Consider the following 25,393-nt stretch of genomic DNA (forward strand, 5'->3'; position numbering starts at 1 on the left):
AATAGTCATACCTATTAATGGTAAAAAGCTGTCACAATTCATAAAAAACCTTAATATACGCCACCCTAAACATAACCAGCGTTAATGTAAGGTTTTTGTGTGGACTGGCTTCTTGATGTTTTTGCTACCTGGCTCTACGGCTTAAAAGTAATCGCGATAACGTTAGCGGTCATCATGTTCATCAGCGGGCTGGACGATTTTTTTATTGATGTCGTCTACTGGGTACGCCGCATTAAACGCAAGTTGAGTGTTTATCGCCGCTACCCGCGAATGAGTTACCGCGAACTGTATAAACCAGATGAAAAACCGTTAGCGATTATGGTTCCGGCGTGGAATGAAACGGGCGTCATCGGCAATATGGCCGAGCTGGCGGCGACCACGCTCGACTATGAAAACTATCATATCTTTGTTGGCACCTACCCCAACGACCCCGATACTCAGCGTGATGTTGACGAAGTGTGCGCTCGCTTCCCAAACGTGCATAAGGTAGTCTGCGCGCGTCCTGGCCCCACCAGCAAAGCCGACTGCCTGAACAACGTGCTGGACGCCATCACCCAGTTTGAGCGTAGCGCCAATTTCGCATTTGCTGGTTTTATTCTGCATGACGCCGAAGATGTGATTTCACCGATGGAATTGCGTCTGTTCAACTATCTGGTCGAGCGTAAAGATCTGATTCAGATCCCGGTGTACCCATTCGAACGCGAATGGACGCACTTCACCAGCATGACTTACATTGATGAGTTTTCAGAACTGCATGGCAAAGATGTTCCGGTGCGTGAAGCCCTCGCCGGACAGGTGCCCAGCGCAGGCGTCGGCACCTGTTTCAGCCGCCGCGCCGTGACCGCACTGTTAGCTGACGGTGACGGTATTGCTTTCGACGTGCAGAGTCTTACTGAAGATTACGACATTGGTTTCCGCCTGAAAGAAAAAGGTATGACGGAAATTTTTGTCCGTTTTCCGGTGGTGGACGAAGCCAAAGAACGCGAGCAGCGTAAATTTTTACAGCACGCGCGGACGTCAAACATGATCTGCGTGCGCGAATATTTCCCCGATACCTTTTCGACTGCGGTTCGACAAAAATCTCGCTGGATCATCGGCATTGTTTTCCAGGGCTTTAAAACCCACAAATGGACCTCCAGCCTGACGCTGAACTACTTTCTCTGGCGCGACCGCAAAGGGGCAATCAGTAACTTTGTCAGCTTCCTCGCGATGCTGGTGATGATCCAGCTTTTGCTGTTGCTGGCGTATGAAAGTTTGTGGCCCGATGCCTGGCATTTCCTTTCTATTTTTAGCGGCAGCGCATGGTTAATGACCCTGCTGTGGCTAAACTTTGGTTTGATGGTTAACCGCATCGTGCAGCGGGTGATTTTTGTCACTGGCTACTACGGTCTGACGCAGGGGCTGCTATCTGTCCTGCGTCTTTTCTGGGGCAACCTGATTAACTTCATGGCCAACTGGCGCGCGTTAAAACAGGTACTTCAACACGGCGATCCACGTCGCGTCGCGTGGGATAAAACAACGCATGACTTCCCCAGCGTGACTGGCGATACCCGCTCGTTGCGCCCGTTAGGCCAAATTCTGCTGGAAAATCAGGTCATCACTGAAGAACAACTCGATACAGCACTGCGTAATCGCGTCGAAGGTCTACGCCTGGGCGGTTCAATGCTGATGCAGGGGCTGATTAGCGCCGAACAGCTGGCACAGGCGCTGGCAGAGCAAAACGGCGTGGCGTGGGAGTCGATCGACGCCTGGCAGATCCCTTCATCACTGATTGCCGAAATGCCGGCTTCCGTGGCGCTGCATTATGCAGTACTGCCGCTGCGTCTGGAAAATGATGAGTTAATTGTCGGCAGTGAAGATGGTATTGACCCGGTTTCGCTGGCAGCCCTGACGCGTAAAGTCGGACGCAAAGTGCGTTACGTCATTGTTCTGCGGGGACAAATTGTCACGGGGTTACGTCACTGGTATGCACGCCGACGCGGTCACGATCCGCGGGCAATGTTGTACAATGCGATTCAGCATCAGTGGCTCACGGAACAGCAGGCCGGTGAAATCTGGCGGCAATATGTGCCGCATCAGTTCCTGTTCGCCGAAATACTGACCACGCTCGGTCATATTAATCGTTCAGCAATTAACGTGTTGTTATTGCGCCATGAACGCAGTTCTCTGCCGCTCGGCAAGTTTTTGGTCACCGAAGGCGTTATCAGCCAGGAAACGTTGGATCGCGTCCTGACAATTCAACGCGAATTACAAGTTTCGATGCAATCACTATTACTCAAAGCAGGTTTAAACACAGAACAGGTTGCGCAACTGGAGTCCGAAAATGAAGGAGAATAACCTTAATCGCGTCATCGGATGGTCTGGTTTACTGCTGACGTCTTTATTGAGTACCAGCGCACTCGCAGACAATATCGGCACCAGCGCAGAAGAGCTGGGGCTGAGCGATTATCGCCATTTTGTTATTTATCCCCGTCTCGATAAGGCGCTGAAGGCACAGAAAAATAACGACGAAGCAACCGCCATCCGCGAATTTGAATATATACACCAGCAGGTGCCGGATAATATTCCGCTGACTTTATACCTTGCGGAAGCCTATCGCCATTTTGGTCATGATGCCCGGGCGCGGCTGTTGCTTGAGGATCAACTGAAACGTCATCCAGGAGATGCCCGACTTGAGCGCAGTCTGGCGGCTATTCCAGTTGAAGTGAAAAGCGTTACGACTGTTGAAGAACTGCTTGCCCAGCAAAAATCGTGCGACGCTGCGCCGACCCTGCGTTGTCGCAGTGAAGTCGGGCAGAATGCCCTGCGGCTGGCACAATTACCTGTCGCCAGAGCGCAACTGAACGATGCGACCTTTGCTGCATCGCCGGAAGGAAAAACGCTGCGAACCGATCTGCTGCAACGGGCAATCTACCTGAAACAATGGTCCCAGGCAGATACGCTATACAATGAAGCACGCCAGCAGAACACATTAAGCGCGGCAGAACGCCGTCAGTGGTTTGACGTGCTTCTTGCCGGGCAGCTGGACGATCGGATCCTGGCGCTGCAATCACAGGGGATCTTCACCGATCCTCAGTCATATATTACTTACGCGACCGCGCTGGCTTATCGTGGCGAAAAAGCACGCCTCCAGCATTATCTCATTGAAAATACGCCGCTATTTACCACGGACGCACAAGAGAAAAGTTGGCTCTATCTGTTATCTAAATACAGCGGCAACCCCGTTCAGGCGTTGACGAATTATACGGTACAGTTTGCCGACAACTGCCAGTATGTTGTTGGCGCGACGCTACCGGTGCTGTTAAAAGAAGGTCAGTACGACGCAGCGCAAAAACTGCTCGCCACCCTCCCCGCCAATGAAATGCTTGAGGAGCGTTATACCGTTAGCGTGGCGACCCGTAACAAGGCTGAAGCTCTGCGTCTGGCACGATTGCTGTATCAGCAAGAACCGGCAAATCTTACCCGCCTGGATCAACTGACCTGGCAACTGATGCAGAACGAGCAGTCACGCGAAGCTGCCGATTTATTGCTGCAACGCTATCCTTTCCAGGGCGATGCGCGTGTCAGCCAGACTTTAATGGCGCGACTGGCGTCTCTGCTGGAAAGTCATCCTTACCTGGCAACTCCGGCGAAGGTGGCGATTTTATCGAAACCCTTACCGCTGGCGGAGCAACGTCAGTGGCAAAGTCAGTTGCCGGGTATTGCAGATAATTGCCCGGCAATAGTTCGCTTGCTGGGCGATATGTCGCCTTCCTACGATGCTGCCGCCTGGAACCGTCTGGCAAAGTGTTATCGGGACACGCTACCAGGTGTGGCGTTGTATGCATGGCTTCAGGCCGAACAACGACAACCGAACGCCTGGCAACATCGTGCGGTAGCCTATCAGGCGTATCAGGTTGAGGACTACGCCACCGCACTGGCGGCCTGGCAGAAAATCAGTCTTCACGACATGAGCAATGAGGATCTGCTTGCTGCTGCCAATACCGCCCAGGCGGCAGGAAATGGTGCGGCTCGCGATCGCTGGCTTCAGCAGGCAGAACAACGTGGGCTGGGAAACAATGCCCTCTACTGGTGGCTGCATGCGCAACGTTACATTCCTGGTCAGCCGGAACTCGCACTGAACGATCTCACGCGCTCAATCAATATTGCGCCTTCTGCCAACGCTTACGTTGCGCGGGCGACAATTTATCGCCAACGTCATAATGTCCCGGCGGCGGTGAGTGATTTGCGCGCCGCTCTGGAACTGGAACCGAATAATAGCAACACCCAGGCAGCGCTCGGTTACGCCTTGTGGGATAGCGGTGATATCGCACAGTCGCGGGAAATGCTCGAACAGGCGCATAAAGGGCTACCGGACGATCCGGCACTTATCCGACAACTGGCCTACGTGAACCAGCGTCTGGATGACATGCCTGCGACGCAGCACTACGCCCGGCTGGTGATTGATGACATTGATAATCAGGCGCTGATAACCCCACTGACCCCAGAGCAAAATCAGCAACGCTTCAATTTCCGCCGTCTGCATGAGGAGGTCGGTCGCCGCTGGACGTTCAGTTTCGATTCTTCCATCGGCTTGCGTTCCGGCGCGATGAGTACCGCTAACAATAATGTCGGCGGCGCAGCGCCAGGGAAAAGCTATCGTAGCTACGGGCAACTGGAAGCCGAGTACCGCATCGGACGCAATATGCTGCTGGAAGGCGACCTGCTCTCAGTTTATAGCCGCGTCTTTGCCGATACCGGAGAAAACGGGGTGATGATGCCGGTGAAAAATCCGATGTCCGGCACCGGTCTGCGCTGGAAGCCGCTGCGCGATCAGATCGTTTTCCTCGCCGTCGAACAGCAGTTGCCGCTGAACGGGCAAAATGGCGCATCCGATACCATGCTGCGCGCCAGCGCCTCATTCTTTAATGGCGGCAAATACAGCGACGAATGGCACCCGAACGGTTCAGGCTGGTTTGCCCAAAACCTGTACCTCGATGCGGCGCAATATGTCCGCCAGGATATTCAGGCGTGGACGGCAGATTATCGCGTAAGCTGGCATCAGAAGGTGGCGAACGGACAGACTATTGAGCCTTACGCTCACGTTCAGGACAACGGTTATCGTGATAAAGGCACTCAGGGCGCGCAGCTTGGCGGTGTCGGGGTCCGCTGGAATATCTGGACCGGCGAGACGCACTACGACGCCTGGCCGCACAAAGTCAGTCTCGGCGTCGAATATCAACATACCTTTAAGGCGATTAATCAACGTAACGGAGAGCGCAACAACGCGTTTCTCACCATTGGAGTGCACTGGTAAATGCGTAAGTTCATTTTCGTATTGCTGACACTGCTTTTGGTCAGCCCTTTTTCCTTTGCGATGAAAGGTATTATCTGGCAACCACAAAACCGTGATAGTCAGGTTACCGATACCCAGTGGCAGGGGCTGATGAGTCAGTTACGTTTGCAAGGCTTCGATACCCTGGTTTTGCAATGGACCCGTTACGGCGATGCATTCACCCAGCCAGAACAGCGCGCGTTATTGTTTAAGCGTGCCGCAGCTGCGCAACAGGCTGGCCTGAAGCTGATTGTCGGGCTGAATGCCGATCCGGAATTTTTTATGCACCAGAAACAGTCATCCGCGGCGCTGGAAAGCTATCTTAATCGCCTGCTGGCTGCCGATCTCCAGCAAGCCAGATTATGGAGCGCCGCGCCTGGCGTAACGCCGGATGGCTGGTACATCAGCGCGGAAATTGACGACCTGAACTGGCGCAGCGAAGCCGCCCGTCAACCTTTGCTGACATGGTTAAACAACGCGCAGCGGTTGATTAGCGATGTTTCAGCAAAACCGGTTTATATCAGTAGTTTTTTCGCCGGAAACATGTCGCCCGATGGCTATCGCCAACTGCTGGAACAAGTTAAAACAACCGGCGTTAATGTCTGGGTACAGGATGGCAGCGGCGTGAATAAACTTACCGCTGAACAGCGTGAACGTTATCTACAGGCCAGCGCCGATTGCCAAAGTTCCGCCCCTGCCAGCGGCATTGTTTATGAACTGTTTGTCGCCGGCAAAGGCAAAACCTTTACAGCGAAACCGAAACCGGATGCAGAGATCGCCTCGCTGTTAGCGAAACGTTCCTCTTGCGGTAAAGACACGCTCTATTTCTCTCTGCGCTATTTGCCCGTCGCGCACGGCATTCTCGAGTATTAAATCCCCTCCAGGTAAGTCGGGTACGACCTGACTTACTACTTTCGCTCTCGTCAGAATTCCATCAAGATTAATTGCTAAAAAGCGTGCTAAAGAAAGAAGATCGTTATCGGCGAACGGGCCGATCACTCATGCAGGAAGCATAGATCCTTTGAGCGGAGTTTCTGATATCTGAGGAGTGCGAAATGCAATTGAGCAGCAGTGAACCTTGCGTGGTGATCCTGACCGAAAAAGAGGTAGAGGTAAGCGTCAATAACCATACTACGTTTACCCTTCCGAAAAACTACCTGGCCGCCTTCGCGTGCAACAATAACGTCATTGAACTCTCAACGTTAAATCACGTATTAATCACCCACATCAACCGCAACATCATCAACGATTATCTGTTGTTTTTAAATAAGAACTTAACCTGCGTAAAGCCCTGGTCGCGGCTGGCAACCCCGGTTATCGCTTGTCATAGCCGTACACCGGAAGTGTTCCGGCTAGCCGCCAACCACAGCAAGCAGCAACCCAGCAAACCCTGCGAAGCGGAGTTGACGCGCGCATTGCTTTTTACCGTATTGTCTAACTTTCTTGAGCAATCGCGGTTTATTGCCCTACTGATGTATATCTTACGCAGTAGCGTCCGCGACAGCGTCTGCCGCATTATTCAAAGCGATATTCAGCATTACTGGAATCTGCGAATTGTCGCCAGTTCGCTATGTTTAAGCCCCAGCCTGCTCAAAAAGAAATTAAAAAACGAAAATACCAGCTATAGCCAGATTGTCACAGAGTGTCGTATGCGTTACGCCGTACAGATGTTATTGATGGATAACAAAAATATCACTCAGGTAGCGCAATTATGTGGCTATAGCAGCACGTCGTACTTTATCTCTGTTTTTAAGGCGTTTTACGGCCTGACACCGTTGAATTATCTCGCCAAACAGCGACAAAAAGTGATGTGGTGAAGGGCAAAGCGGAAACAGATAAGACGGGGATAAATGAAGAAGAAATGGCGCGCCCTGCAGGATTCGAACCTGCGGCCCACGACTTAGAAGGTCGTTGCTCTATCCAACTGAGCTAAGGGCGCGTTGATACCGCAATGCGGTGTAATCGCGTGAATTATACGGTCAACCCTTGCTGAGTCAATGGCTTTTGATCTGGTTGCTGAACAAGTGAACGACCGCGTCTGATTTTCTGATTTATTTCGCTATAGCGGCAAACAAACGTACACCGCTGCGCGTCTGAATCAAGAAAACCCGTATTTTCATGTATCAAAGTACAATTTCCCGCCCTAACGGAAAATTGTCCGATCCTATGAGACTGGTAACTATGAAACCAACGTCGGTGATCATTATGGATACTCATCCTATCATCAGAATGTCTATTGAAGTTCTGTTGCAAAAAAACAGTGAATTGCAAATTGTCCTGAAAACGGATGATTATCGCATAACCATCGATTATCTCCGAACCCGTCCTGTTGATTTAATCATTATGGATATAGACTTGCCCGGAACAGACGGTTTTACCTTCCTGAAAAGGATCAAACAAATCCAGAGCACAGTGAAAGTATTATTTTTATCATCGAAATCAGAATGCTTTTATGCTGGCAGAGCGATACAAGCTGGTGCTAACGGTTTTGTCAGTAAATGCAATGATCAGAATGATATTTTTCATGCCGTTCAGATGATCCTCTCCGGATACACTTTTTTTCCCAGCGAAACGCTCAACTATATAAAAAGCAATAAATGTAGCACGAATAGTTCAACGATCACTGTGCTATCTAATCGTGAAGTGACGATATTACGTTATCTGGTCAGCGGATTATCTAATAAAGAAATTGCCGATAAGTTATTACTTAGCAATAAAACAGTTAGTGCGCATAAATCTAATATTTATGGCAAGCTAGGATTGCATTCAATTGTAGAGCTTATCGACTACGCCAAATTATATGAATTAATATAATATTAATTATAATTGATCATAAATATCGCATCCGCTTTCGCCACACCTGGCTGAACACCGCTGGCTAACGCTCGATAATTGGCAAAAAAGTTTAGTGTGACATTGCCATTTGCATCTACTTCCTCAGTCGGGCTCGCCTCCCCCAGTGCGAGCCGGGAGCGATCGCTATTACGTAATTCGATGGCGACGGTTTGTGCCATTGCGGGATCATCCAGAGCCAGCAGGTTGGCATCAGATGCCGGCGTTCCCGTAAATAAAATCGCAACTGAACCCGGAGGACATCCCTCCAGCCGCAGGCTAAAAGGGACGAGTGCCGTGGTATCGCCAGCGCTCAGTAATTGTGTCGTAGGCCATCTGCCTAAATCTACCGTCTTATCAATATCCGCTGTGTTTACGGTACAGGAGAAATCAACAACGTTACCGTGCAAATTGATATTAATCGTTCCTAAAGGGTCAACTGCCCATCCACTGGAACTCCACAGTAGCCCGCAGAAACAGCTAAAGAGTACTCTTCTCATTCTCCGTACCTCATTGATAATCGACGCGTAAATACCCCAGCGCGCTAAACGGCCCTTCGGTCGGTTTTTGACCGGTAATACTGATAGGCCAGGCGCGAAGTGTGACATTGGCTGCCGCAGCTGCATCCAGACGGAAAGGAATAACGCTATTGAGATCGTTAGGCGTGATCGGCGTATCGTTCTGATCGGCCACAATAAAACCTAAATCCTGATTGTCCGACACCATCGCCTGACCAGAAACGGCACTGGCTTCCAGACGCATTGTTAAATAAGCCTGCGCAGCAACATTCGTACATTTGATCGCAATGCTCTTGGTTTGCGGCATGACACCAGCTGGTCGATTCCCCGGCCCTGCCGCACTAAATAACGATGCGCCGATATCACCAAAATCAAATTCAACAATTTGCCCGGCATTTAATTCGCAGTTTTGCGGTACTTCAACCCGGCCACCAAAACTAATGGTATAAACAGGTGTAACCAACGGATCGTTAGGCGTTGATGTCACATACACGGTAAACATCACCTGTCTGGGGATCTCCACCATGTTAATAAAGGGACGAATAACCTTTAAACGAAATATCAAACGAGAATCCATCACCCCGAACGGAAGGTTTTGCGAAACGTTAGGATCTGTTCCCATACGGATATAATTTTGCGGGGGAAACTGAATATCCATCACGCTATCAACCAGACTCATCGCACCTAATAGATAATCATTTAATTGCATATATTTATAATTATCGATAGTTTCCTGAACAATAAAGTTGGTGACATAACTACGGTATGTATAATTCACCAGCGTGCCGGGTGGGCAAATTGCTGACACACCTACCCAGCCGGATTTTTCCGGTAAAACAACAATCTGGCCTGGCTGGTTATTGGTGCTATTAAAGACATTTGAGAGATCATAGTGTTCATCTTCTGCTACGCCAGTACTATTTGCACAAACAGTAGCCCAGGATATGTTTGCTAGACACAAACATGCCATTGCCAATAATAATCTGCAGATTATCTTCATTGATAATTTCCTTTATGAGCCAGAATGTGTGCAAACTGCCGAAATAACAGTGACGGCTTGCTGTAAGCTTTGCTTCGGCAATACATAGTGCGCAATGCAGCGTGAGTTCGCGCCGTCTCCCCACTGAACCAGTAATTCACCAGACAATGGCGCACCACTTAAATAAACTTGCCCGTCATCACCCACCATACTGGTTATTCCGGTACTGTTTTCCCGTACCAGTGATCCAAACGGCACCGGTTTTCCGCCCTGGGTAACGGTAATGAGCGCCCGCACGCCTATGCGGGTATCAAAATTGGCACGAACCAACGCGCCTTGCGTCGGCACAACGCTGCTAATATTTTTTTCAACATCGATGGAATTCCCCATCGTATTGGTATCAAGCGCGATACGGTTATACCGATAAACCGTGGCATACGGCATCACCGCATAGCCGCGCCAGTCGGTTAAAATTCCAGTTTGATTTTCAATGCGTACACCGCCTGCGCCTGGCGCTTTAATCAAAACATTGGTATCCCCTAAAGGCTGGCTCAGCGTTATACCATTTTCATGCCCGACCACACCGCCAGACAGCTGCCAGTTAACGTCATGTTGATCGCGGTCGTAGTTATACCCGACCCCCAGCGTACCGTAAGCGGCCTGCCAGTTTGCCGTGGCGCTGCCCGTATACCCATTATTCGAGGTATCGCCCTGGCTTACGTGATAACTCAGGTTGTGGCCTTCCAGTAAGGTCCCACCAACGCCTGCCAGCCAGCTATTTTGCCCGTTGCTGTTACGGTTGGCGTTAAAGGAGGCATAAGCGCGGTCGAGCGCATTTTCCCGGGTGTAGCGACGTTTGGTCAGAACATTGAAAGGCACTGAAACATTAAGTCCGACAATACGTTCGTTATCGGGGATCCCTACAGATTCATTCCACGAAAATGAGAGTGAATAACTGATGCCAACCCAGCTGCTGGTATACCCCACCTGATACCACGTATCTGAATCCGAAGTATTCCAGTATTTTTGATGGGTACCAGAAATATAAAGCGAGCCAAAGTCATTAAGTGATTGTGAAATATTTAACTGCAAACGGTCTTTACGGCTAAAGCGTAAATTGTGGTAATTCACGATTATCGGTTCATCGCGATGCTCACCGTCATAATCGTAATCATATTCGTACCCCTCCATACGACGATACGCAACATCATCAAGGGTATAAAAACCTTGTGTCGAATAGCGGTAACCCATTAACTGAAAATTGGTGCCGAAAGTGTTCATTGATTTCGCATAGAGGAAGCGAATGGAATCCCCCTCATGACGACTGTCGTCGGCTAACTGACTGCGCGCATGCGTTACATCCAGCGACACTGCGCCCCAGCTCCCGAGATTGCGCCCCAGCCCTAATAAAAAGGCGGTGTAATTGGCAGATAATTGCGTCCCGCCGTAGGCAGTAAATTCCTGTGGTAAACCACCGAGTGCCGTGCCCTGAAAAAAGAAAGGCGACGATTGCTGACTATTACCGCTACGAAAATCGCCCGCCGTCAGGTCAAATTTGAAACGCCCTTCGCGTTGTAAAATCGGCACTGTTGAATACGGAATTGTATAATTCTGCTGATTGCCATCGCGCTCGTCGATGGTGACATCCAGATCGCCATTTGAAGATGTCGGGTGCAAATCTGTAATTTCAAAAGCGCCGGGGGAAACATAGCTTTGATAGATAATAAAACCATTTTGCCGAATCGTTAGCTGGGCCGCCGTACGGGCAATCCCACGTACCGTTGGGGCAAACCCTTGCTGGCTATCAGGATACATATTATCGGAAGAATAAAGCCGTACACCACGAAATCCAACGCCATCGAAAATATCACTTCCTGTATTGCCGTCTCCCATTACCAGTTCACTTTTCAGCGGAATAATGGCGCGCTGTACCCAGGTGCCAATATTATTCCACTGTTCTGAATGATATCCATTTCCGCGAAAATAGTTCCAGGAACCATTGTTGCGTAAACGCCACGGGCCAATATTAATCCCGCTGAGCTCACTAAAAAAATAGCTATCGTTACCATTACCTCTGTTACCGGTGAAATTATAATTCAGGAGTAAAGCAGGAATACCTTCATCCCACTCTTCAGGCGGAATGTAACCGTGAGCGCTACTCAACAACGCTATCTGAGGAATAGTGATGTTCAGGCGCATCGCTGCAAAATCAAAGTTAATTGTGGCATCAGGTACAGCTTTCAGTAAATTAATGCATTTATTATTTTGCTGCTGGGCTAACTCGGGGAATGCACTGCTATTAAGGCCAATTCGTTCAAGGAGTGCCTGATTAAAACAAGGCATTAACCCACCTGATTTATCACCTGTATTTACTGTCGTCGATTCAAATACGATATCCTGTGAACCAATGAACTCATCATTACGCCAGAGATCCACCCGATACACGCCCGCAGGTTGATGATTACCTCTCTCAAAGCGCGATAAATCAGCAACGGATGTGCCATTCTCTAATAAAAATGCCGGGTTGAAATAACTTTCCGCATAGCTTAAAAAGGAGGGTAAAATGGCAAGAGATGAATAACAAATTCCGGCCAGACACCAGGTATACCTCTGCGGAATATCCGTAGTAGTGGGTATTTTCATAATTAGCTCTGATATTGTCAGATGATTCGGTTAGTTTAAGTTCACTTCTCTGACCGGGGTTACTGAACCATAATCATTAACGGTCTGAAATTTCAGCTTTCCCTGCACTCCTGAGGGTAAGGGAATTTGTGAATTAACTCTGGGTGCAGCCATAGCATTCCCCAGTTTTTGGCTGCCCACTTGCAGGTTAACCAGGGTGACATAAAAAGGTGATGGATTATGAACATTGATATAGTTACCGGATCGCGAAAACTTGAGTGTGTCCGGCGCTTCTGCGGGTAATTCTTGTAATTGAATTGGACGGAGAAATAATTTCATGCGCGATAAAATCGCCAGTTGCAAAACATTCCTGCCGTTCAATGCATTTTTATCTACCGAAGGGATCGTCTTAACATTCATCCAGAACAAAGACTCACGATCTGCCGCCAGCGGTGGACCGGTGTAAATAATACGCAAAGTATTTTCGCTTTTGGGTTCACTAACAAACAGTGGCGGTGTAATGATGAATGACTTTTCTTTTACACCGCTGCTGTTTTCAATCCACGAATTGACCAGAAAGCGCTCATTGGTATGGCTATTTCTAATCCATACCGCAGTCTGTTTAGCATCAGCGGGATAAATAATACGCGTGGCACCTAATGCGATCCCTCCGGCAGCATGGGCGCTGGCCGAAATGATTAAATAAAATATAATGAGCATCAATAACTTTATTTTAGTCATCATAGTTAATACGCCTTGTGTATTCCTGACGGCAAAAATAAGAAATATAAAGAAATGATTGCTTTGGTTTCTTACAACACATCATTCCCTTTTCATTTAATAAAGCGGCATGATACAAAGTGAACATGATTTCGATTTACATTGCCACCATACCGCTTCAGACAACCGGTACATTACTTTGTTATAAGACGTGATATATAATTCAAAACAACGTGGTTTTGATTATTCGTATCTCATAATAAAAGTCGCGTCAGCATTTGCTTGCCCTGCTGATGCACTTGTACCGGTGCCTTTATAACGTGCAGAAAAATGAAGAACGTTGGTCCCGGGGATCAAGTTCTGGTTGGTTGAGAAGCTATTCCCATCAGGTTTGAGAATTGCGGATGTATTATCAAGTATTTCAATACCGACACCCGTTGCTGTTGTTGTATTAGTACTGGATGCAATGGCCAATAAATTATCATTGATTGCATCCGCCTGACCAGAAAATGCAACGGCAGCATTAGCGGCAACGACAGGATCGCAGTCGTTCAACTGTATAGTGAATGGAATTAATGCAGAGGTATTACCAACAGCATTGAAAATATCGGTACGATATTGACCGAGTGTGACAACCTGGTCTGCCGAGTCAGTATTCACTGAACAGGCAGCATTCACCAGTTCGCCTTCAAAGTGAATTGTACCGCCATCTACAACGGCAGCATAACTACCCGTAGCGGCGAATAGTGCGGCGGCCAGCGCAGACGAAATAAATCTTAATTTCATATATATTCCTTCAATCTCATTTATCGACTCCACATCCGTATATAACCGATTACTTTATTTAAGACACTTATAGTAGTAAATTCCTTTTTATCCTCTAAGAATGTCTTAATTGAAAATATGCACTCTATTCTAAAAAATAGAGAGCCCCGTTAGATGAATACTTCCGCGCAAAATATATTCAACACAAATATAGACCTGAAGCGGTAAATTACCAGGCTGAAAATTCTTTTTATATTGTCAGGTATTTCTTAAATTATCTTAATCCTTTGACAAGGAAATAAGTCAGTTCCAGATTTACAACGCCATCATGGACGAAAAATGAAGCTTTCAATCTCAGCGACCTCAGCGACGGTGCGCCTAACCTTCGCAAGAGGTCGCTTCACGCGATAAATCTGAAACGAAACCTGACAGCGCGCCCCGCTTCTGACAAAATAGGCGCATCCCCTTCGACCTACGTAACAGATGGAATCCTCTCTCTGATGGCAGCAAAGATTATTGACGGTAAAACGATTGCGCAGCAGGTGCGCTCTGAAGTTGCTCAAAAAGTTCAGGCGCGTATTGCAGCCGGACTGCGGGCACCAGGACTGGCCGTTGTGCTGGTGGGTAGTAACCCTGCATCGCAAATTTATGTCGCAAGCAAACGCAAGGCTTGTGAAGAAGTCGGGTTCGTCTCCCGCTCTTATGACCTCCCGGAAACCACCAGCGAAGCGGAGCTGCTGGAGCTTATCGATGCGCTGAATGCCGACAACACCATTGATGGCATTCTGGTTCAACTGCCGTTACCGGCGGGTATTGATAACGTCAAAGTACTGGAACGTATTCACCCGGACAAAGACGTAGACGGTTTCCATCCTTATAACGTCGGTCGCCTGTGCCAGCGCGCGCCGCGTCTGCGTCCCTGCACCCCGCGTGGTATCGTCACGCTGCTTGAGCGTTACAACATTGATACCTTTGGCCTCAACGCCGTGGTGATTGGCGCATCGAATATCGTCGGTCGCCCAATGAGCATGGAACTGTTGCTCGCAGGTTGCACCACCACCGTGACTCACCGCTTCACTAAAAATCTGCGTCATCACGTAGAAAATGCCGATCTGTTGATCGTTGCCGTCGGTAAGCCAGGCTTTATTCCCGGTGACTGGATCAAAGAAGGCGCAATTGTGATTGATGTCGGCATCAACCGTCTGGAAAATGGCAAGGTTGTAGGCGACGTGGTGTTTGAAGACGCGGCTAAACGCGCCTCATACATTACGCCCGTACCCGGCGGCGTTGGCCCGATGACGGTTGCCACGCTGATTGAAAACACGCTACAGGCGTGCGTTGAATATCATGATCCACAGGGTGAGTAACATGGCGACATTTTCTTTAGGTAAACATCCGCACGTTGAGCTGTGCGACTTGCTGAAACTGGAAGGCTGGAGCGAAAGCGGCGCGCAGGCGAAAATCGCGATTGCCGAAGGCCAGGTGAAAGTCGACGGCGCGGTTGAAACGCGCAAACGCTGCAAAATCGTCGCCGGTCAGACAGTGAGTTTTGCAGGTCACAGCGTACAGGTTGTTGCCTGATCCCTTTCCCGGCCTGTATCAACAGGCCGGTTCTCTTTTCAGACTTTTGCCCTCTACGCCCCGTTCATCCATGCTGATAGCATCGACATTTTGCCGAAGCGATCATCATGCCAACCGTTATTACGCACGCCGCCGTTCCCCTTTGCATTGGTTTAGGGTTGGGTTCGAAAGTCATCCCTCCGCGTCTGTTATTTGCCGGAATCATCCTGGCGATGCTGCCCGATGCCGACGTCTTGTCGTTTAAATTTGGCGTTGCTTACGGCAATGTTTTTGGTCATCGCGGGTTTACCCATTCGCTGGTGTTTGCGTTTGTTGTCCCGCTGTTATGTGTGCTGATTGGACGCCGATGGTTCAGGGCTGGGCTGATTCGCTGCTGGCTGTTTTTAACCGTCTCGTTGCTATCGCACAGCTTGCTGGATTCGGTAACCACTGGCGGTAAAGGCGTTGGCTGGCTGTGGCCGTGGTCAGATGAACGCTTTTTCGCTCCCTGGCAGGTGATTAAAGTCGCGCCGTTTGCATTGTCTCGTTACAGCACGCCGTACGGGCACCAGGTGATTATTTCTGAATTGATGTGGGTGTGGTTGCCGGGGATGCTACTGATGGGAATGTTGTGGTGGCGCAGGCGATAACCGGATGCGAAAACTCGCATCCGGCAATAGCGCAATTACTTACGACGCCAGGTGGTCCCTTGCGGGCCATCTTCCAGCACGATCCCCATCTCGTTAAGACGGTCACGCGCCGCATCTGCCGCCGCCCAGTCTTTCGCTTTACGGGCATCCAGACGCTGTTGAATTAACGCTTCAATCTCAGCCACTTCGCTGTCGTCTGCCTGCGCGCCGCTTTGCAGGAACGCTTCCGGTTCTTGCTCCAGCAGGCCCAATACGGCGGAAAGTTTACGCAGATGAGACGCCATCGCGTTCGCCGCTGCCATATCTTCTGCTTTCAGACGGTTCACTTCACGGGCCATATCAAACAGCACGGAATAGGCTTCCGGGGTGTTGAAATCGTCATCCATCGCTTCAATAAAGCGCGCTTCAAACGCTTCGCCACCCGCAGGCGCAACGGTTTTATCTGTGCCGCGCAGCGCAGTGTAGAGACGCTCCAGCGCCGCGCGTGCCTGCTTCAGGTTCTCTTCGCTGTAGTTCAGCTGGCTGCGATAGTGGCCTGACATCAGGAAGTAACGCACGGTTTCCGCGTCGTAGTATTTCAGCACATCGCGCACGGTAAAGAAGTTACCCAGCGATTTGGACATCTTCTCGCGGTCAACCATCACCATCCCGGAGTGCATCCAGTAGTTTACATACTGACCATCATGGGCACAGGTGGACTGCGCGATTTCATTCTCGTGGTGCGGGAACATCAGGTCAGAACCGCCGCCGTGGATATCAAAGTGGTTACCCAGCTGCTTGCAGTTCATTGCCGAACATTCAATGTGCCAGCCTGGACGGCCCGCGCCCCACGGAGACGGCCAGCTCGGTTCGCCCTCTTTCGACATCTTCCACAGAACGAAGTCCATCGGGTTGCGTTTGTCGTCGACCACGTCAACGCGCGCGCCTGCCTGCAGCTGGTCGAGATCCTGACGCGACAGCACGCCATATGTCGGATCGGTCGGTACGTCAAACATCACGTCGCCGTTGTCCGCCACATAAGCGTGACCTTTGGCGATCAGTTGTTCAGTGAGTTCAATAATTTCTGCGATATGGTGCGTCGCGCGCGGCTCCAGATCCGGGCGCAGAATGTTCAAAGCATCAAAATCTTTGTGCATTTCGGCGATCATGCGATCCACCAGCGCCACAAAGCTTTCGCCATTTTCATTGGCGCGTTTGATGATTTTGTCGTCGATATCAGTAATGTTGCGCACATACTTCAGCTTATAGCCGAGGAAACGCAGATAGCGCGCAACCACGTCAAAGGCAACAAAGGTACGCCCGTGACCGATATGACAGAGATCGTAAACGGTGATTCCACACACGTACATGCCGACTTCCCCGGCGTGAATAGGCTTAAATTCCTCTTTTTGGCGTGTCAGAGTATTGAAGATTTTTAGCATCGAAGATTCCGTTTAGACATGTGTGGGTAATTGAGTTGCGTATAATACCCATATTTCCCGCGCGAATCAGCATACATTGCGTGATGATCCGATCGTGCGGTTATGCTATAACACCACCCTATATATGACCCGAACCGGGTTGAAGCACCAATCAAACGGAACAGGATGCAAAAATGGTTACTTTCCACACCAATCACGGCGATATTGTCATCAAAACTTTTGACGATAAAGCACCTGAAACAGTTAAAAACTTCCTGGACTACTGCCGCGAAGGTTTTTACAACAACACCATTTTCCACCGTGTAATCAACGGCTTTATGATTCAGGGCGGCGGTTTTGAGCCGGGCATGAAGCAAAAAACCACCAAAGACCCGATCAAAAACGAAGCCAACAACGGTCTGAAAAATACCCGTGGTACGCTGGCAATGGCCCGTACTCAGGCACCGCACTCTGCAACTGCACAGTTCTTCATCAACGTGGTTGATAACGACTTCCTGAACTTCTCTGGCGAAAGCCTGCAAGGTTGGGGTTACTGCGTGTTTGCTGAAGTGGTTGAAGGCATGGACGTGGTAGACAAAATCAAAGGTGTTGCAACCGGTCGTAGCGGTATGCACCAGGACGTGCCAAAAGAAGACGTTATCATTGAAAGCGTGACCGTTAGCGAGTAATCGTGGCGACACTCTTTATTGCAGATCTTCATCTCTGCGCGGAAGAACCGGCGATCACCGCCGGTTTTCTGCGTTTTTTAGCGGGGGAAGCCCGCAAGGCCGACGCGCTGTATATTCTTGGCGATCTGTTTGAAGCGTGGATTGGCGACGACGATCCCAACCCACTCCATCGCCAGATGGCGGCAGCGATCAAAGCGGTGTCCGATTCCGGTGTTCCCTGTTATTTCATTCATGGCAACCGTGATTTTCTGCTCGGCAAACGCTTTGCCCGTGAAAGTGGCATGACGTTATTGCCGGAAGAAAAGGTGCTCGAACTGTATGGTCGCCGGGTGTTGATTATGCATGGCGACACGCTGTGCACCGATGACGCGGGTTATCAGGCTTTTCGCGCCAAAGTCCACAAGCCGTGGCTGCAGACGCTATTCCTCGCCCTGCCGTTGTTTGTGCGCAAACGCATTGCCGCGCGAATGCGAGCGAACAGCAAAGAAGCCAACAGCAGTAAATCGCTGGCGATCATGGACGTTAACCAAAACGCGGTGGTCAGTGCGATGGAAAAACATCAGGTGCAATGGCTGATCCACGGGCATACCCATCGCCCGGCGATCCATGAACTTATCGCCAATCAGCAACCTGCTTTCCGCTTCGTGCTGGGTGCCTGGCATACGGAAGGTTCAATGGTGAAAGTCACGGCGGATGACGTTGAGCTAATTCATTTCCCGTTTTAAAAAACCCGCAACTTTGCTGATTTCACAGCCACGCAACCGTTTTCCTTGCTCTCTTTCCGTGCTATTCTCTGTGCCCTCTAAAGCCGAGAGTTGTGCACCACAGGAGTTTTAAGACGCATGTCTTCCCGCAATAATCCGGCGCGTGTCGCCATCGTGATGGGGTCCAAAAGCGACTGGGCTACCATGCAGTTCGCCGCCGAAATCTTCGAAATCCTGAATGTCCCGCACCACGTTGAAGTGGTTTCTGCTCACCGCACCCCCGATAAACTGTTCAGCTTCGCCGAAAGCGCCGAAGAGAACGGTTATCAGGTGATTATTGCGGGCGCAGGCGGCGCAGCGCACCTGCCAGGCATGATTGCCGCCAAAACGCTGGTGCCAGTGCTGGGCGTGCCAGTACAGAGCGCCGCACTGAGCGGTGTCGATAGCCTCTACTCCATCGTACAAATGCCGCGCGGCATTCCGGTGGGTACGCTGGCGATTGGTAAAGCTGGCGCGGCAAACGCGGCGTTACTGGCAGCACAAATTCTTGCAACTCATGATAAAGAGCTACACCAGCGTCTGAATGACTGGCGCAAAGCCCAGACTGACGAAGTGCTGGAAAACCCGGACCCGCGAGGTGCGGCATGAAACAGGTTTGCGTCCTCGGTAACGGGCAGTTAGGCCGTATGCTGCGTCAGGCAGGCGAACCGTTAGGCATTGCTGTCTGGCCAGTCGGGCTGGACGCTGAACCGGCGGCGGTGCCTTTTCAACAAAGCGTGATTACCGCTGAGATCGAACGCTGGCCGGAAACCGCATTAACCCGCGAGCTGGCGCGCCATCCGGCCTTTGTGAACCGCGATGTATTCCCGATTATTGCTGACCGTCTGACTCAGAAGCAGCTTTTCGACAAGCTTCACCTGCCGACCGCACCATGGCAGTTACTTGCCGATCGCAGCGAGTGGCCTGCGGTGTTTGATCGTTTAGGTGAGCTGGCGATTGTTAAGCGCCGCACTGGTGGCTATGACGGACGCGGTCAATGGCGTTTACGCGCCGATGAAACCGAACAGTTACCGGCTGAATGCTACGGCGAATGTATTGTCGAGCAGGGCATAAACTTCTCTGGTGAAGTGTCGCTGGTTGGCGCGCGCGGTTTTGATGGCAGCACCGTGTTTTATCCGCTGACGCATAACCTGCATCAGGAAGGCATTTTGCGAACCAGCGTCGCTTTTCCGCAGGCCAACGCACAGCAACAAACACAAGCCGAAGAGATGTTGTCGGCGATTATGCAGGAGTTAGGCTATGTAGGCGTGATGGCAATGGAGTGTTTTGTCACCCCGCAAGGTCTGTTGATCAACGAACTGGCTCCTCGTGTGCATAACAGCGGTCACTGGACACAAAACGGTGCCAGCATCAGCCAGTTTGAGCTGCATCTGCGGGCGATTACCGATCTGCCGTTACCGCAACCGGTAGTGAATAGTCCGTCGGTGATGATCAATCTGATTGGTAGCGATGTGAATTATGACTGGCTGAAACTGCCGCTGGTGCATCTGCACTGGTACGACAAAGAAGTCCGTCCGGGCCGTAAAGTGGGGCATTTGAATTTGACCGACAGCGACACATCGCGTCTGACCGCGACGCTGGAAGCCTTAATCCCGCTGCTGCCGCCGGAGTATGCCAGCGGCGTGATTTGGGCGCAGAGTAAGTTCAGTTAACTTAGTGCTCATATTCTTGCCGGATGCGGCGTGAACGCCTTATCCGGCTTACCGCTCCGGTACCCATTGTAGGCCTGATAAGACGCGTCAAGCGTCGCATCAGGCATGGTGCACCGATTGCCGGATGCTCTCATCACTACAGCGAAATACAGGTCCCCGCTTCGCCCGCCAGCGTCTCTTCAATTCGCGATAACGCCCCAATCCACGCGGGTTTACCACGGCTTCTGACATAACCACTCACCGCCGTTACCTTCGGCCCCATCGAACCATCGGCTTTGGCAAATGGCGCTAACTCATCCGGTGTGGCATGGCGAATGGCACGTTGCTGCGGCGTTCCCCAGTTTTCATATACCGCATCAGCATCAGTGAGGATCACCAGCCCATCGGCATTAATCTGCTCAGCGAGCAAGGCAGCGGCGAGATCTTTATCAATCACCGCTTCACTCCCTGCCCCATCTTCCGTCACAGGCACACCGCCGCCGCCACTGCAAATCACCACATGCCCCTCTTTGAGCAACAACTCGATGGCTTCGCTGTCGAGAATTTTACGCGGTTGCGGAGACGCCACCACACGGCGTAAATATTTACCATCACGTTTCATCTGCCAGCCGTAAGCTGCTTCCAGTGCCTCTTGTTCTTCTGGCTGATAGACCGGACCGATAAACTTCTCTGGCTGCAAAAACGCCGGATCATCAGGCGAAACTTCAATGCGCGTCAGCACCGTCGTGACAGGCGTCATCTGCGGCTGTGCGCTCAAACTCTGCGCCAGCATATAGCCAATCATCCCCTGGCTTTCCGCCACCAGCACATCCAGCGGATACGGTTCTACCTCTTTCCACGCCAGATTCTGTAACGCCAGCAGCCCCACCTGCGGCCCGTTGCCGTGAACAATCGCCAGCCGATAAGAACGGGCCAGTCGTGCCAGCGCGGGTACAGCACTGGCGATATTGCGATATTGATTTTCCGCCGTCAGCGCCTCACCGCGCTGGAGTAAGGCGTTGCCCCCAAGAGCTACAACCAGTGTTTTCATGGTTTTCCTTGTAATAATTGTTGACCAAGCCAGAACCCCAGCAGCGTATCTGCCCCTGACGTATGCCCCAGCGCCAGCAGCGAATCAATCGCAACAGCGGTACGTTTCGGGCAACTCAGAGCATGAACAAAGTGCAGGAGTGGCGAGGCGAAATATCCTTGCGCGGCATAACGTAAATAACTGACGCTCACCGCTGTGGTAACGAGTTGAAGATTGTCGGAACAGGCAAAAAACGGGCGACCAGAGCGCGCATCTAAAGCACCATAATACCAGGCCGCCAGCAGCATTCCGCTCAGCGTGTCATCATGACTTGGCGTTAATCCGGGGCCTTTGCCCAGCCAGTGCCGCCAGTCGGTCTTAACGCCATTGAGCGCGGCCTGAAAACAGTGACGAAACTGGCGTAACTCAGCAGGCAGCGGATCGCTTGCCGCCAACGCCAGTGGCCCGAAAAGCCCGGTTTCCTCCGCGCGTTGCATCCATGCAGCTGCAAGTGGTTGAGGATGCGCAGGCGGCGTAATACGCAGCAAACAATAACGCTGTGGCTGTTTAACCGTGAAACGCCCGAGGCGAATCCCTTGAGCCACAACCTGTGGTCGTTCATTGCCGCATAATCCACCGCATAACGCATCGAATTGCGCACGGCGAAGCACCCATCCTCCGGGGCCGAAACCACTACCCTGACGATGCAGCGTTAACAGTTCGCCGCTTTCCGTCATCAGGTTAATCGCCCGTCGCCACACTCCCGCTAACCGCCAGGACTGGCGATAATTCGGTGCGCTACGGCTGGCAAGCTGAGGATGGATGATCGTCATTGCGCGTTCCTCAACCAATACCCATGCTTTCAGCCAGTGCTTCCAGCGCCTGTTCAAAGCACGCCAGCGGTGCCCGCACGGTGCCTGCGCCAATCTGCCCGATCCCCGCCTCTTTATGGGCGATACCGGTATTGATGAGTGGCGTAATGCCGGTTTCTACCACGCGACGAATGTCCAGTCCCAGGCACGCGCCCTGAAAATCCCAGCTTGGGATCTGCAACTGCATATTGCGTTCAAGGTAAATTTCCGCCATCTCTTCAGATACCGCCCTAGCCGCTTCCATGCCACCCGCACCGACAAAGCGCGTTACGCCAGGCGCTGCGATCATTGCCGCACCTCCGATACCAAAAGTTTCGGTAATCGCGCTATCGCCCATATCCGGGTTCGCCTGCTCCTGTGAGAAGCCGGTGAAAAACAGACCTTGCGGAGTGTTTACAGGCGCAGTAAACCAGCGTTCGCCCAGCCCGCTTACCCGAATCCCGAACATATTGCCGTTGCGGGTCATAGCCGTGACGATGCTGCCTGCGCGGATCATCGCGCCAGCATCCATCGCCGCCTTGCAGTAAGCCATCGCGAGGTTGAGGAAGAACTGATCGGTCACGCTGAGGAAATCCATCACTTCCGCGATGTGCTGTTTATCATGATCGAGGCGAGCAATTTGTGGGGCCAGCGTACGCATTAACAGTGCTGAGGAAGCAATATTGCGTTGATGGAACTCATCGCCCATGGTAATGCCCTGCGCCATCATTGCCGTGAGATCGATACCGTGCTCCATGCGCCCCAGCGCCGCGCTTAATACTGGCATTAACACATCGCGCATCCAGCGATGGCGAGTCAGGACATCTTCGCCGTAAGCGCCAAAACGCATCACTTTGCCGATACCTTCGTTGAGGTTGCAGTACGCCCGGTTGCCGTCGGTCACGTTCTCGACCACCAGCATCGGCATACTGGCAGAAGTAATGCCGCCCATTGGCCCGACGGCATTCACATGGTGACAAGGAATGAAGTTCACTTCCCCCTGCTCCAGCATCGCCAGTGCCTGCGCTTCATCTTTCGCCCAGCCTTCGAACAGACATGCGCCCACGCACGCCCCTTTCATGGGTCCGGTCATCTCCTGCCAGCGCATTGGCGGCCCGGCGTGAAGCAGTGTTTTGCCCGGGTTTAGTTCGCTGATAAGTGAAGAAGCCGGTTGCACATCCAGCCAGTGTGGACGAGCGCGACGAATTTGTTCGATAACCGCAGCATTGGCTTGCGCCACTGATGTAAACATGGGAACCCCTTATTGCAAACGTTCTAATAAACGAGCCAGTTTTTTATTGCCGCCGGCGACTGGCGACCATTGGTAATGCACAACCGGTTTGCTGGCGCTTTGTAGCTCCAGCGCAAAGCTGCGTAATCCGATGTTAATCACGGCGACGTTTTCCAGTAATGACGGTGTGTGTTGCTGAGTGGCAGGCGAAAGCGGACGAATCAGTGCCGCCGCCAGCAAGGTGGCTTCCGGCAGCGAACTCACTACCGCGATCCCCGCATCTTCCAGCGTGGCGATTTGCTGCGAGCGGCATTGCGGGTCACGTTCAGTGCCTGTCACCGTGGCAATGGCATACAGTGGTTGATTGTCTGAACGCGCGGCACAGGCTTTTTGCCAGGCGCTTACCAGCGAGGCGGCAGGATCGGCGGTCGCACCGAAGCCAATCACCACATCAAGCAGCAATACGCGCACTTGCGGTTTAGCGCCGAGATCGGCAATTAACTGGTTGCGTAAGGCTGGGTCGATCATCGGATGGGGACGCCCGACGGTGTAGAAATCATCGCCAAAGTCAATGATCTGGTGACCATCGGCATCGAGCATCATGCCGTGATGATGGGCATCGTCGGCTACCACGCCAAGGTGCCCGGCAAGTAATCCCGCCGCTTCGGCGGCCAGCGTACCGCCGGTATACAAACCGCAAATAAGTCCGCTGCTGACAGGCGCTATTGCGTTACGTCGCGCCGTGACGCGTGAAAGCAGGCAAGCCAGGCGTGCGGCCTCATCCAGCGAGGAGGCAAACCAGACATTTTCGTCGCGGGCCACCGCCGGGGTATAACCTAAAAACAGCGCCACCGTCGGTTTGCCGGTTGCTTTCATGGCATTAACAATTTTCAGACGCACAGCTTCGGCAGGTGGTTTTGAAACAAATGCCAGCACTTCGCTTTTTGCGTCGGCGCTTAACATTTCCAGCGCCGTTAGCGCACTGATGCCGCCCACTTCACGGCTGAGGTCGCGCCCGCCAAGACCAATCGCGTGGGTAATTCCCTCACCTGCCAGCGCAATCTGCGAACACAGTTCCTGAATCCCGGTACCGGAAGCGCCAATGACGCCAATGTTGCCTTCCGGCATCACGTTAGCAAAAGCCAGCGGCGTGGCGGCAATCATCGACGTACCGCAGTCCGGCCCCATCACCAGCAAGCCTTTATCGCGTGCGCGGGTTTTGAGTTGGATTTCATCTTCCAGCGTGACGTTATCGGAGAACATCATCACGTTGAGGTTGCGATCCAGCGCCTGATTCGCCAGTTCCGCCGCATACTCGCCAGCCACTGAAATCAGCGCCAGACTGGCATCGGGTAATTTCTGACAGGCACTGTCCCAGCGACGCACCTGCGTCAACGCCTGGCTGCTGCCTGAACCCTGCGCCAGTTGTTTTAGCGCCTCTTCAAGCTGTTGCATAATCGCCTGCGCGATCCCCGCATCCGCCGCTTCGCTACGAATTGCCACGCAAATATCGTTCGGCGTGGCGTTATTAAAATCGTCATGCCAGAAACCTGTAGTCTCTAATAACGCTTTATTGGCGGGCGTACCCATCATTACGGAAACATCATCAACATTTTCTGATTCGCTGAGTTTTCGTGAAATAATCATTAAACTGACCGAATCCTGAAAACACCCTTTTTTAATAAAGGCGTGGATCATAACAACTCCTTAAAAATTGCACCCATGGCAATTGCACGAGCAGTGTTAATGTGGCGATTACGGTATCGATGACAACGAGTAAATAAGGTGATGAATATCACACAGGGATTATTAACAAAAGAATTCAAATAACCGCCAG

The 25,393-nt window shown here is 51.4% G+C and carries 22 protein-coding genes and 1 tRNA gene; 12 read left to right on the forward strand and 11 right to left on the reverse strand.

Annotation, left to right across the window (positions count from 1 at the left end):
* The first annotated feature begins 99 nt into the window (after nucleotides 1-99).
* From nrfB to envY, 4 genes are all read left to right on the forward strand, one after another.
* Nucleotides 100-2,337, forward strand: coding sequence for a cyclic di-3',5'-guanylate-activated glycosyltransferase NrfB (gene nrfB, locus ACK8NJ_RS17030; RefSeq protein WP_000383927.1), 2,238 nt, complete (start codon nucleotides 100-102; stop codon nucleotides 2,335-2,337).
* Nucleotides 2,324-5,296 carry a bacteriophage adsorption protein NfrA gene (gene nfrA / locus ACK8NJ_RS17035; RefSeq protein ID WP_411961816.1) on the forward strand — a complete coding sequence of 991 codons (2,973 nt, stop codon included), beginning with the start codon at nucleotides 2,324-2,326 and terminating at the stop codon, nucleotides 5,294-5,296. The genes nrfB and nfrA overlap by 14 nt, the downstream gene beginning before the upstream one ends.
* A complete protein-coding gene (locus tag ACK8NJ_RS17040; protein ID WP_001224574.1) occupies nucleotides 5,297-6,187 on the forward strand; it encodes a DUF4434 family protein in 891 nt (296 codons plus the stop codon).
* A gap of 182 nt (nucleotides 6,188-6,369) precedes the next feature.
* Nucleotides 6,370-7,131, forward strand: a complete 762-nt coding sequence (gene envY, locus ACK8NJ_RS17045) for a DNA-binding transcriptional regulator EnvY (protein ID WP_411961817.1) — start codon at nucleotides 6,370-6,372, stop codon at nucleotides 7,129-7,131.
* A gap of 45 nt (nucleotides 7,132-7,176) precedes the next feature.
* Here envY and ACK8NJ_RS17050 read toward each other — a convergent pair.
* Nucleotides 7,177-7,253: transfer RNA gene (locus ACK8NJ_RS17050), tRNA-Arg, on the reverse strand.
* Between the two features lie 242 nt (nucleotides 7,254-7,495).
* Between ACK8NJ_RS17050 and fimZ the strand changes: the two genes are divergently transcribed.
* Complete coding sequence (gene fimZ / locus ACK8NJ_RS17055; RefSeq protein ID WP_000805422.1) at nucleotides 7,496-8,128, forward strand: fimbria biosynthesis transcriptional regulator FimZ; 633 nt, start codon at nucleotides 7,496-7,498, stop codon at nucleotides 8,126-8,128.
* Between the two features lie 2 nt (nucleotides 8,129-8,130).
* Here the strand turns inward: fimZ and sfmF are convergent, their stop codons facing one another.
* The 5 genes from sfmF to fimA all read right to left on the reverse strand — a co-directional run bounded on the left by sfmF (nucleotide 8,131) and on the right by fimA (nucleotide 13,771).
* Nucleotides 8,131-8,646 carry a fimbria assembly protein gene (gene sfmF / locus ACK8NJ_RS17060; RefSeq protein WP_220418203.1) on the reverse strand — a complete coding sequence of 172 codons (516 nt, stop codon included), beginning with the start codon at nucleotides 8,644-8,646 and terminating at the stop codon, nucleotides 8,131-8,133.
* A gap of 10 nt (nucleotides 8,647-8,656) precedes the next feature.
* A complete protein-coding gene (gene fimH / locus ACK8NJ_RS17065) occupies nucleotides 8,657-9,664 on the reverse strand; it encodes a type 1 fimbria D-mannose specific adhesin FimH (protein WP_000691065.1) in 1,008 nt (335 codons plus the stop codon).
* 12 nt (nucleotides 9,665-9,676) lie between these two features.
* A complete protein-coding gene (locus ACK8NJ_RS17070; protein WP_411961818.1) occupies nucleotides 9,677-12,286 on the reverse strand; it encodes a fimbrial biogenesis usher protein in 2,610 nt (869 codons plus the stop codon).
* A gap of 30 nt (nucleotides 12,287-12,316) precedes the next feature.
* Nucleotides 12,317-13,009: a type 1 fimbria chaperone FimC gene (fimC, locus tag ACK8NJ_RS17075; protein ID WP_000988364.1), complete on the reverse strand. Its 693-nt coding sequence runs from the start codon at nucleotides 13,007-13,009 to the stop codon at nucleotides 12,317-12,319.
* 219 nt (nucleotides 13,010-13,228) lie between these two features.
* On the reverse strand, nucleotides 13,229-13,771 hold the full coding sequence (fimA, locus tag ACK8NJ_RS17080; RefSeq protein WP_000776555.1) for a type 1 fimbrial major subunit FimA: 543 nt from the start codon (nucleotides 13,769-13,771) through the stop codon (nucleotides 13,229-13,231).
* A gap of 479 nt (nucleotides 13,772-14,250) precedes the next feature.
* On the opposite strand from fimA, the gene folD reads away from it, so the two are divergent.
* The 3 genes from folD (at nucleotide 14,251) to ACK8NJ_RS17095 (ending at nucleotide 15,960) form a co-directional block, all read left to right on the forward strand.
* Nucleotides 14,251-15,117, forward strand: a complete 867-nt coding sequence (gene folD, locus ACK8NJ_RS17085) for a bifunctional methylenetetrahydrofolate dehydrogenase/methenyltetrahydrofolate cyclohydrolase FolD (protein WP_000729155.1) — start codon at nucleotides 14,251-14,253, stop codon at nucleotides 15,115-15,117.
* A gap of 1 nt (nucleotide 15,118) precedes the next feature.
* Complete coding sequence (ybcJ, locus tag ACK8NJ_RS17090) at nucleotides 15,119-15,331, forward strand: ribosome-associated protein YbcJ (protein ID WP_000190288.1); 213 nt, start codon at nucleotides 15,119-15,121, stop codon at nucleotides 15,329-15,331.
* Nucleotides 15,332-15,438: 107 nt separating this feature from the next.
* A complete protein-coding gene (locus ACK8NJ_RS17095) occupies nucleotides 15,439-15,960 on the forward strand; it encodes a metal-dependent hydrolase (RefSeq protein WP_001143546.1) in 522 nt (173 codons plus the stop codon).
* A 35-nt stretch (nucleotides 15,961-15,995) separates the two neighbouring features.
* On the opposite strand, the gene cysS is transcribed toward ACK8NJ_RS17095, so the two are convergent.
* Entirely contained in the window at nucleotides 15,996-17,381 is a 1,386-nt protein-coding gene (gene cysS / locus ACK8NJ_RS17100) for a cysteine--tRNA ligase (protein ID WP_187796842.1), read from the reverse strand.
* 173 nt (nucleotides 17,382-17,554) lie between these two features.
* Between cysS and ppiB the strand changes: the two genes are divergently transcribed.
* From ppiB to purK, 4 genes are all read left to right on the forward strand, one after another.
* Complete coding sequence (gene ppiB / locus ACK8NJ_RS17105; protein ID WP_000256006.1) at nucleotides 17,555-18,049, forward strand: peptidylprolyl isomerase B; 495 nt, start codon at nucleotides 17,555-17,557, stop codon at nucleotides 18,047-18,049.
* Between the two features lie 2 nt (nucleotides 18,050-18,051).
* Nucleotides 18,052-18,774: a UDP-2,3-diacylglucosamine diphosphatase gene (gene lpxH, locus ACK8NJ_RS17110; protein ID WP_000212236.1), complete on the forward strand. Its 723-nt coding sequence runs from the start codon at nucleotides 18,052-18,054 to the stop codon at nucleotides 18,772-18,774.
* Between the two features lie 117 nt (nucleotides 18,775-18,891).
* Nucleotides 18,892-19,401 carry a 5-(carboxyamino)imidazole ribonucleotide mutase gene (purE, locus tag ACK8NJ_RS17115; protein WP_001295318.1) on the forward strand — a complete coding sequence of 170 codons (510 nt, stop codon included), beginning with the start codon at nucleotides 18,892-18,894 and terminating at the stop codon, nucleotides 19,399-19,401.
* A complete protein-coding gene (gene purK / locus ACK8NJ_RS17120; protein WP_024216231.1) occupies nucleotides 19,398-20,465 on the forward strand; it encodes a 5-(carboxyamino)imidazole ribonucleotide synthase in 1,068 nt (355 codons plus the stop codon). The genes purE and purK overlap by 4 nt, the downstream gene beginning before the upstream one ends.
* A gap of 136 nt (nucleotides 20,466-20,601) precedes the next feature.
* Here the strand turns inward: purK and ACK8NJ_RS17125 are convergent, their stop codons facing one another.
* The 4 genes from ACK8NJ_RS17125 to ACK8NJ_RS17140 are packed head-to-tail and all read right to left on the reverse strand — an operon-like array spanning nucleotide 20,602 to nucleotide 25,254.
* The gene (locus ACK8NJ_RS17125; RefSeq protein ID WP_411961819.1) at nucleotides 20,602-21,495 is read right to left on the reverse strand and encodes a carbamate kinase; all 894 of its coding nucleotides are present in this window, start codon (nucleotides 21,493-21,495) and stop codon (nucleotides 20,602-20,604) included.
* On the reverse strand, nucleotides 21,492-22,307 hold the full coding sequence (locus ACK8NJ_RS17130; RefSeq protein WP_411961820.1) for a DUF2877 domain-containing protein: 816 nt from the start codon (nucleotides 22,305-22,307) through the stop codon (nucleotides 21,492-21,494). Before ACK8NJ_RS17130 ends, ACK8NJ_RS17125 begins: the two co-directional genes overlap by 4 nt.
* 10 nt (nucleotides 22,308-22,317) lie before the next feature.
* Complete coding sequence (locus ACK8NJ_RS17135; protein ID WP_411961821.1) at nucleotides 22,318-23,577, reverse strand: DUF1116 domain-containing protein; 1,260 nt, start codon at nucleotides 23,575-23,577, stop codon at nucleotides 22,318-22,320.
* Between the two features lie 9 nt (nucleotides 23,578-23,586).
* Nucleotides 23,587-25,254, reverse strand: coding sequence for an acyl-CoA synthetase FdrA (locus ACK8NJ_RS17140; RefSeq protein ID WP_411961822.1), 1,668 nt, complete (start codon nucleotides 25,252-25,254; stop codon nucleotides 23,587-23,589).
* Nucleotides 25,255-25,393: the final 139 nt, after the last annotated feature.

It is taken from the genome of Escherichia sp. F1, from assembly GCF_046764225.1.
In the GTDB taxonomy this organism is placed as follows: Bacteria; Pseudomonadota; Gammaproteobacteria; order Enterobacterales; family Enterobacteriaceae; genus Escherichia; species Escherichia coli.

What these genes read in the sequence shown, in the direction of transcription:
- nfrA (WP_411961816.1), top strand. Translation starts at nt 2,324, where the DNA reads ATGAAGGAGAATAACCTTAATCGCGTCATCGGATGGTCTGGTTTACTG.
- ACK8NJ_RS17040 (WP_001224574.1), top strand. Translation starts at nt 5,297, where the DNA reads ATGCGTAAGTTCATTTTCGTATTGCTGACACTGCTTTTGGTCAGCCCT.
- envY (WP_411961817.1), top strand. Translation starts at nt 6,370, where the DNA reads ATGCAATTGAGCAGCAGTGAACCTTGCGTGGTGATCCTGACCGAAAAA.
- fimZ (WP_000805422.1), top strand. Translation starts at nt 7,496, where the DNA reads ATGAAACCAACGTCGGTGATCATTATGGATACTCATCCTATCATCAGA.
- sfmF (WP_220418203.1), bottom strand. Translation starts at nt 8,646, where the DNA reads ATGAGAAGAGTACTCTTTAGCTGTTTCTGCGGGCTACTGTGGAGTTCC.
- fimH (WP_000691065.1), bottom strand. Translation starts at nt 9,664, where the DNA reads ATGAAGATAATCTGCAGATTATTATTGGCAATGGCATGTTTGTGTCTA.
- ACK8NJ_RS17070 (WP_411961818.1), bottom strand. Translation starts at nt 12,286, where the DNA reads ATGAAAATACCCACTACTACGGATATTCCGCAGAGGTATACCTGGTGT.
- fimC (WP_000988364.1), bottom strand. Translation starts at nt 13,009, where the DNA reads ATGATGACTAAAATAAAGTTATTGATGCTCATTATATTTTATTTAATC.
- fimA (WP_000776555.1), bottom strand. Translation starts at nt 13,771, where the DNA reads ATGAAATTAAGATTTATTTCGTCTGCGCTGGCCGCCGCACTATTCGCC.
- folD (WP_000729155.1), top strand. Translation starts at nt 14,251, where the DNA reads ATGGCAGCAAAGATTATTGACGGTAAAACGATTGCGCAGCAGGTGCGC.
- ybcJ (WP_000190288.1), top strand. Translation starts at nt 15,119, where the DNA reads ATGGCGACATTTTCTTTAGGTAAACATCCGCACGTTGAGCTGTGCGAC.
- ACK8NJ_RS17095 (WP_001143546.1), top strand. Translation starts at nt 15,439, where the DNA reads ATGCCAACCGTTATTACGCACGCCGCCGTTCCCCTTTGCATTGGTTTA.
- cysS (WP_187796842.1), bottom strand. Translation starts at nt 17,381, where the DNA reads ATGCTAAAAATCTTCAATACTCTGACACGCCAAAAAGAGGAATTTAAG.
- ppiB (WP_000256006.1), top strand. Translation starts at nt 17,555, where the DNA reads ATGGTTACTTTCCACACCAATCACGGCGATATTGTCATCAAAACTTTT.
- purE (WP_001295318.1), top strand. Translation starts at nt 18,892, where the DNA reads ATGTCTTCCCGCAATAATCCGGCGCGTGTCGCCATCGTGATGGGGTCC.
- purK (WP_024216231.1), top strand. Translation starts at nt 19,398, where the DNA reads ATGAAACAGGTTTGCGTCCTCGGTAACGGGCAGTTAGGCCGTATGCTG.
- ACK8NJ_RS17125 (WP_411961819.1), bottom strand. Translation starts at nt 21,495, where the DNA reads ATGAAAACACTGGTTGTAGCTCTTGGGGGCAACGCCTTACTCCAGCGC.
- ACK8NJ_RS17130 (WP_411961820.1), bottom strand. Translation starts at nt 22,307, where the DNA reads ATGACGATCATCCATCCTCAGCTTGCCAGCCGTAGCGCACCGAATTAT.
- ACK8NJ_RS17135 (WP_411961821.1), bottom strand. Translation starts at nt 23,577, where the DNA reads ATGTTTACATCAGTGGCGCAAGCCAATGCTGCGGTTATCGAACAAATT.
- ACK8NJ_RS17140 (WP_411961822.1), bottom strand. Translation starts at nt 25,254, where the DNA reads ATGATCCACGCCTTTATTAAAAAAGGGTGTTTTCAGGATTCGGTCAGT.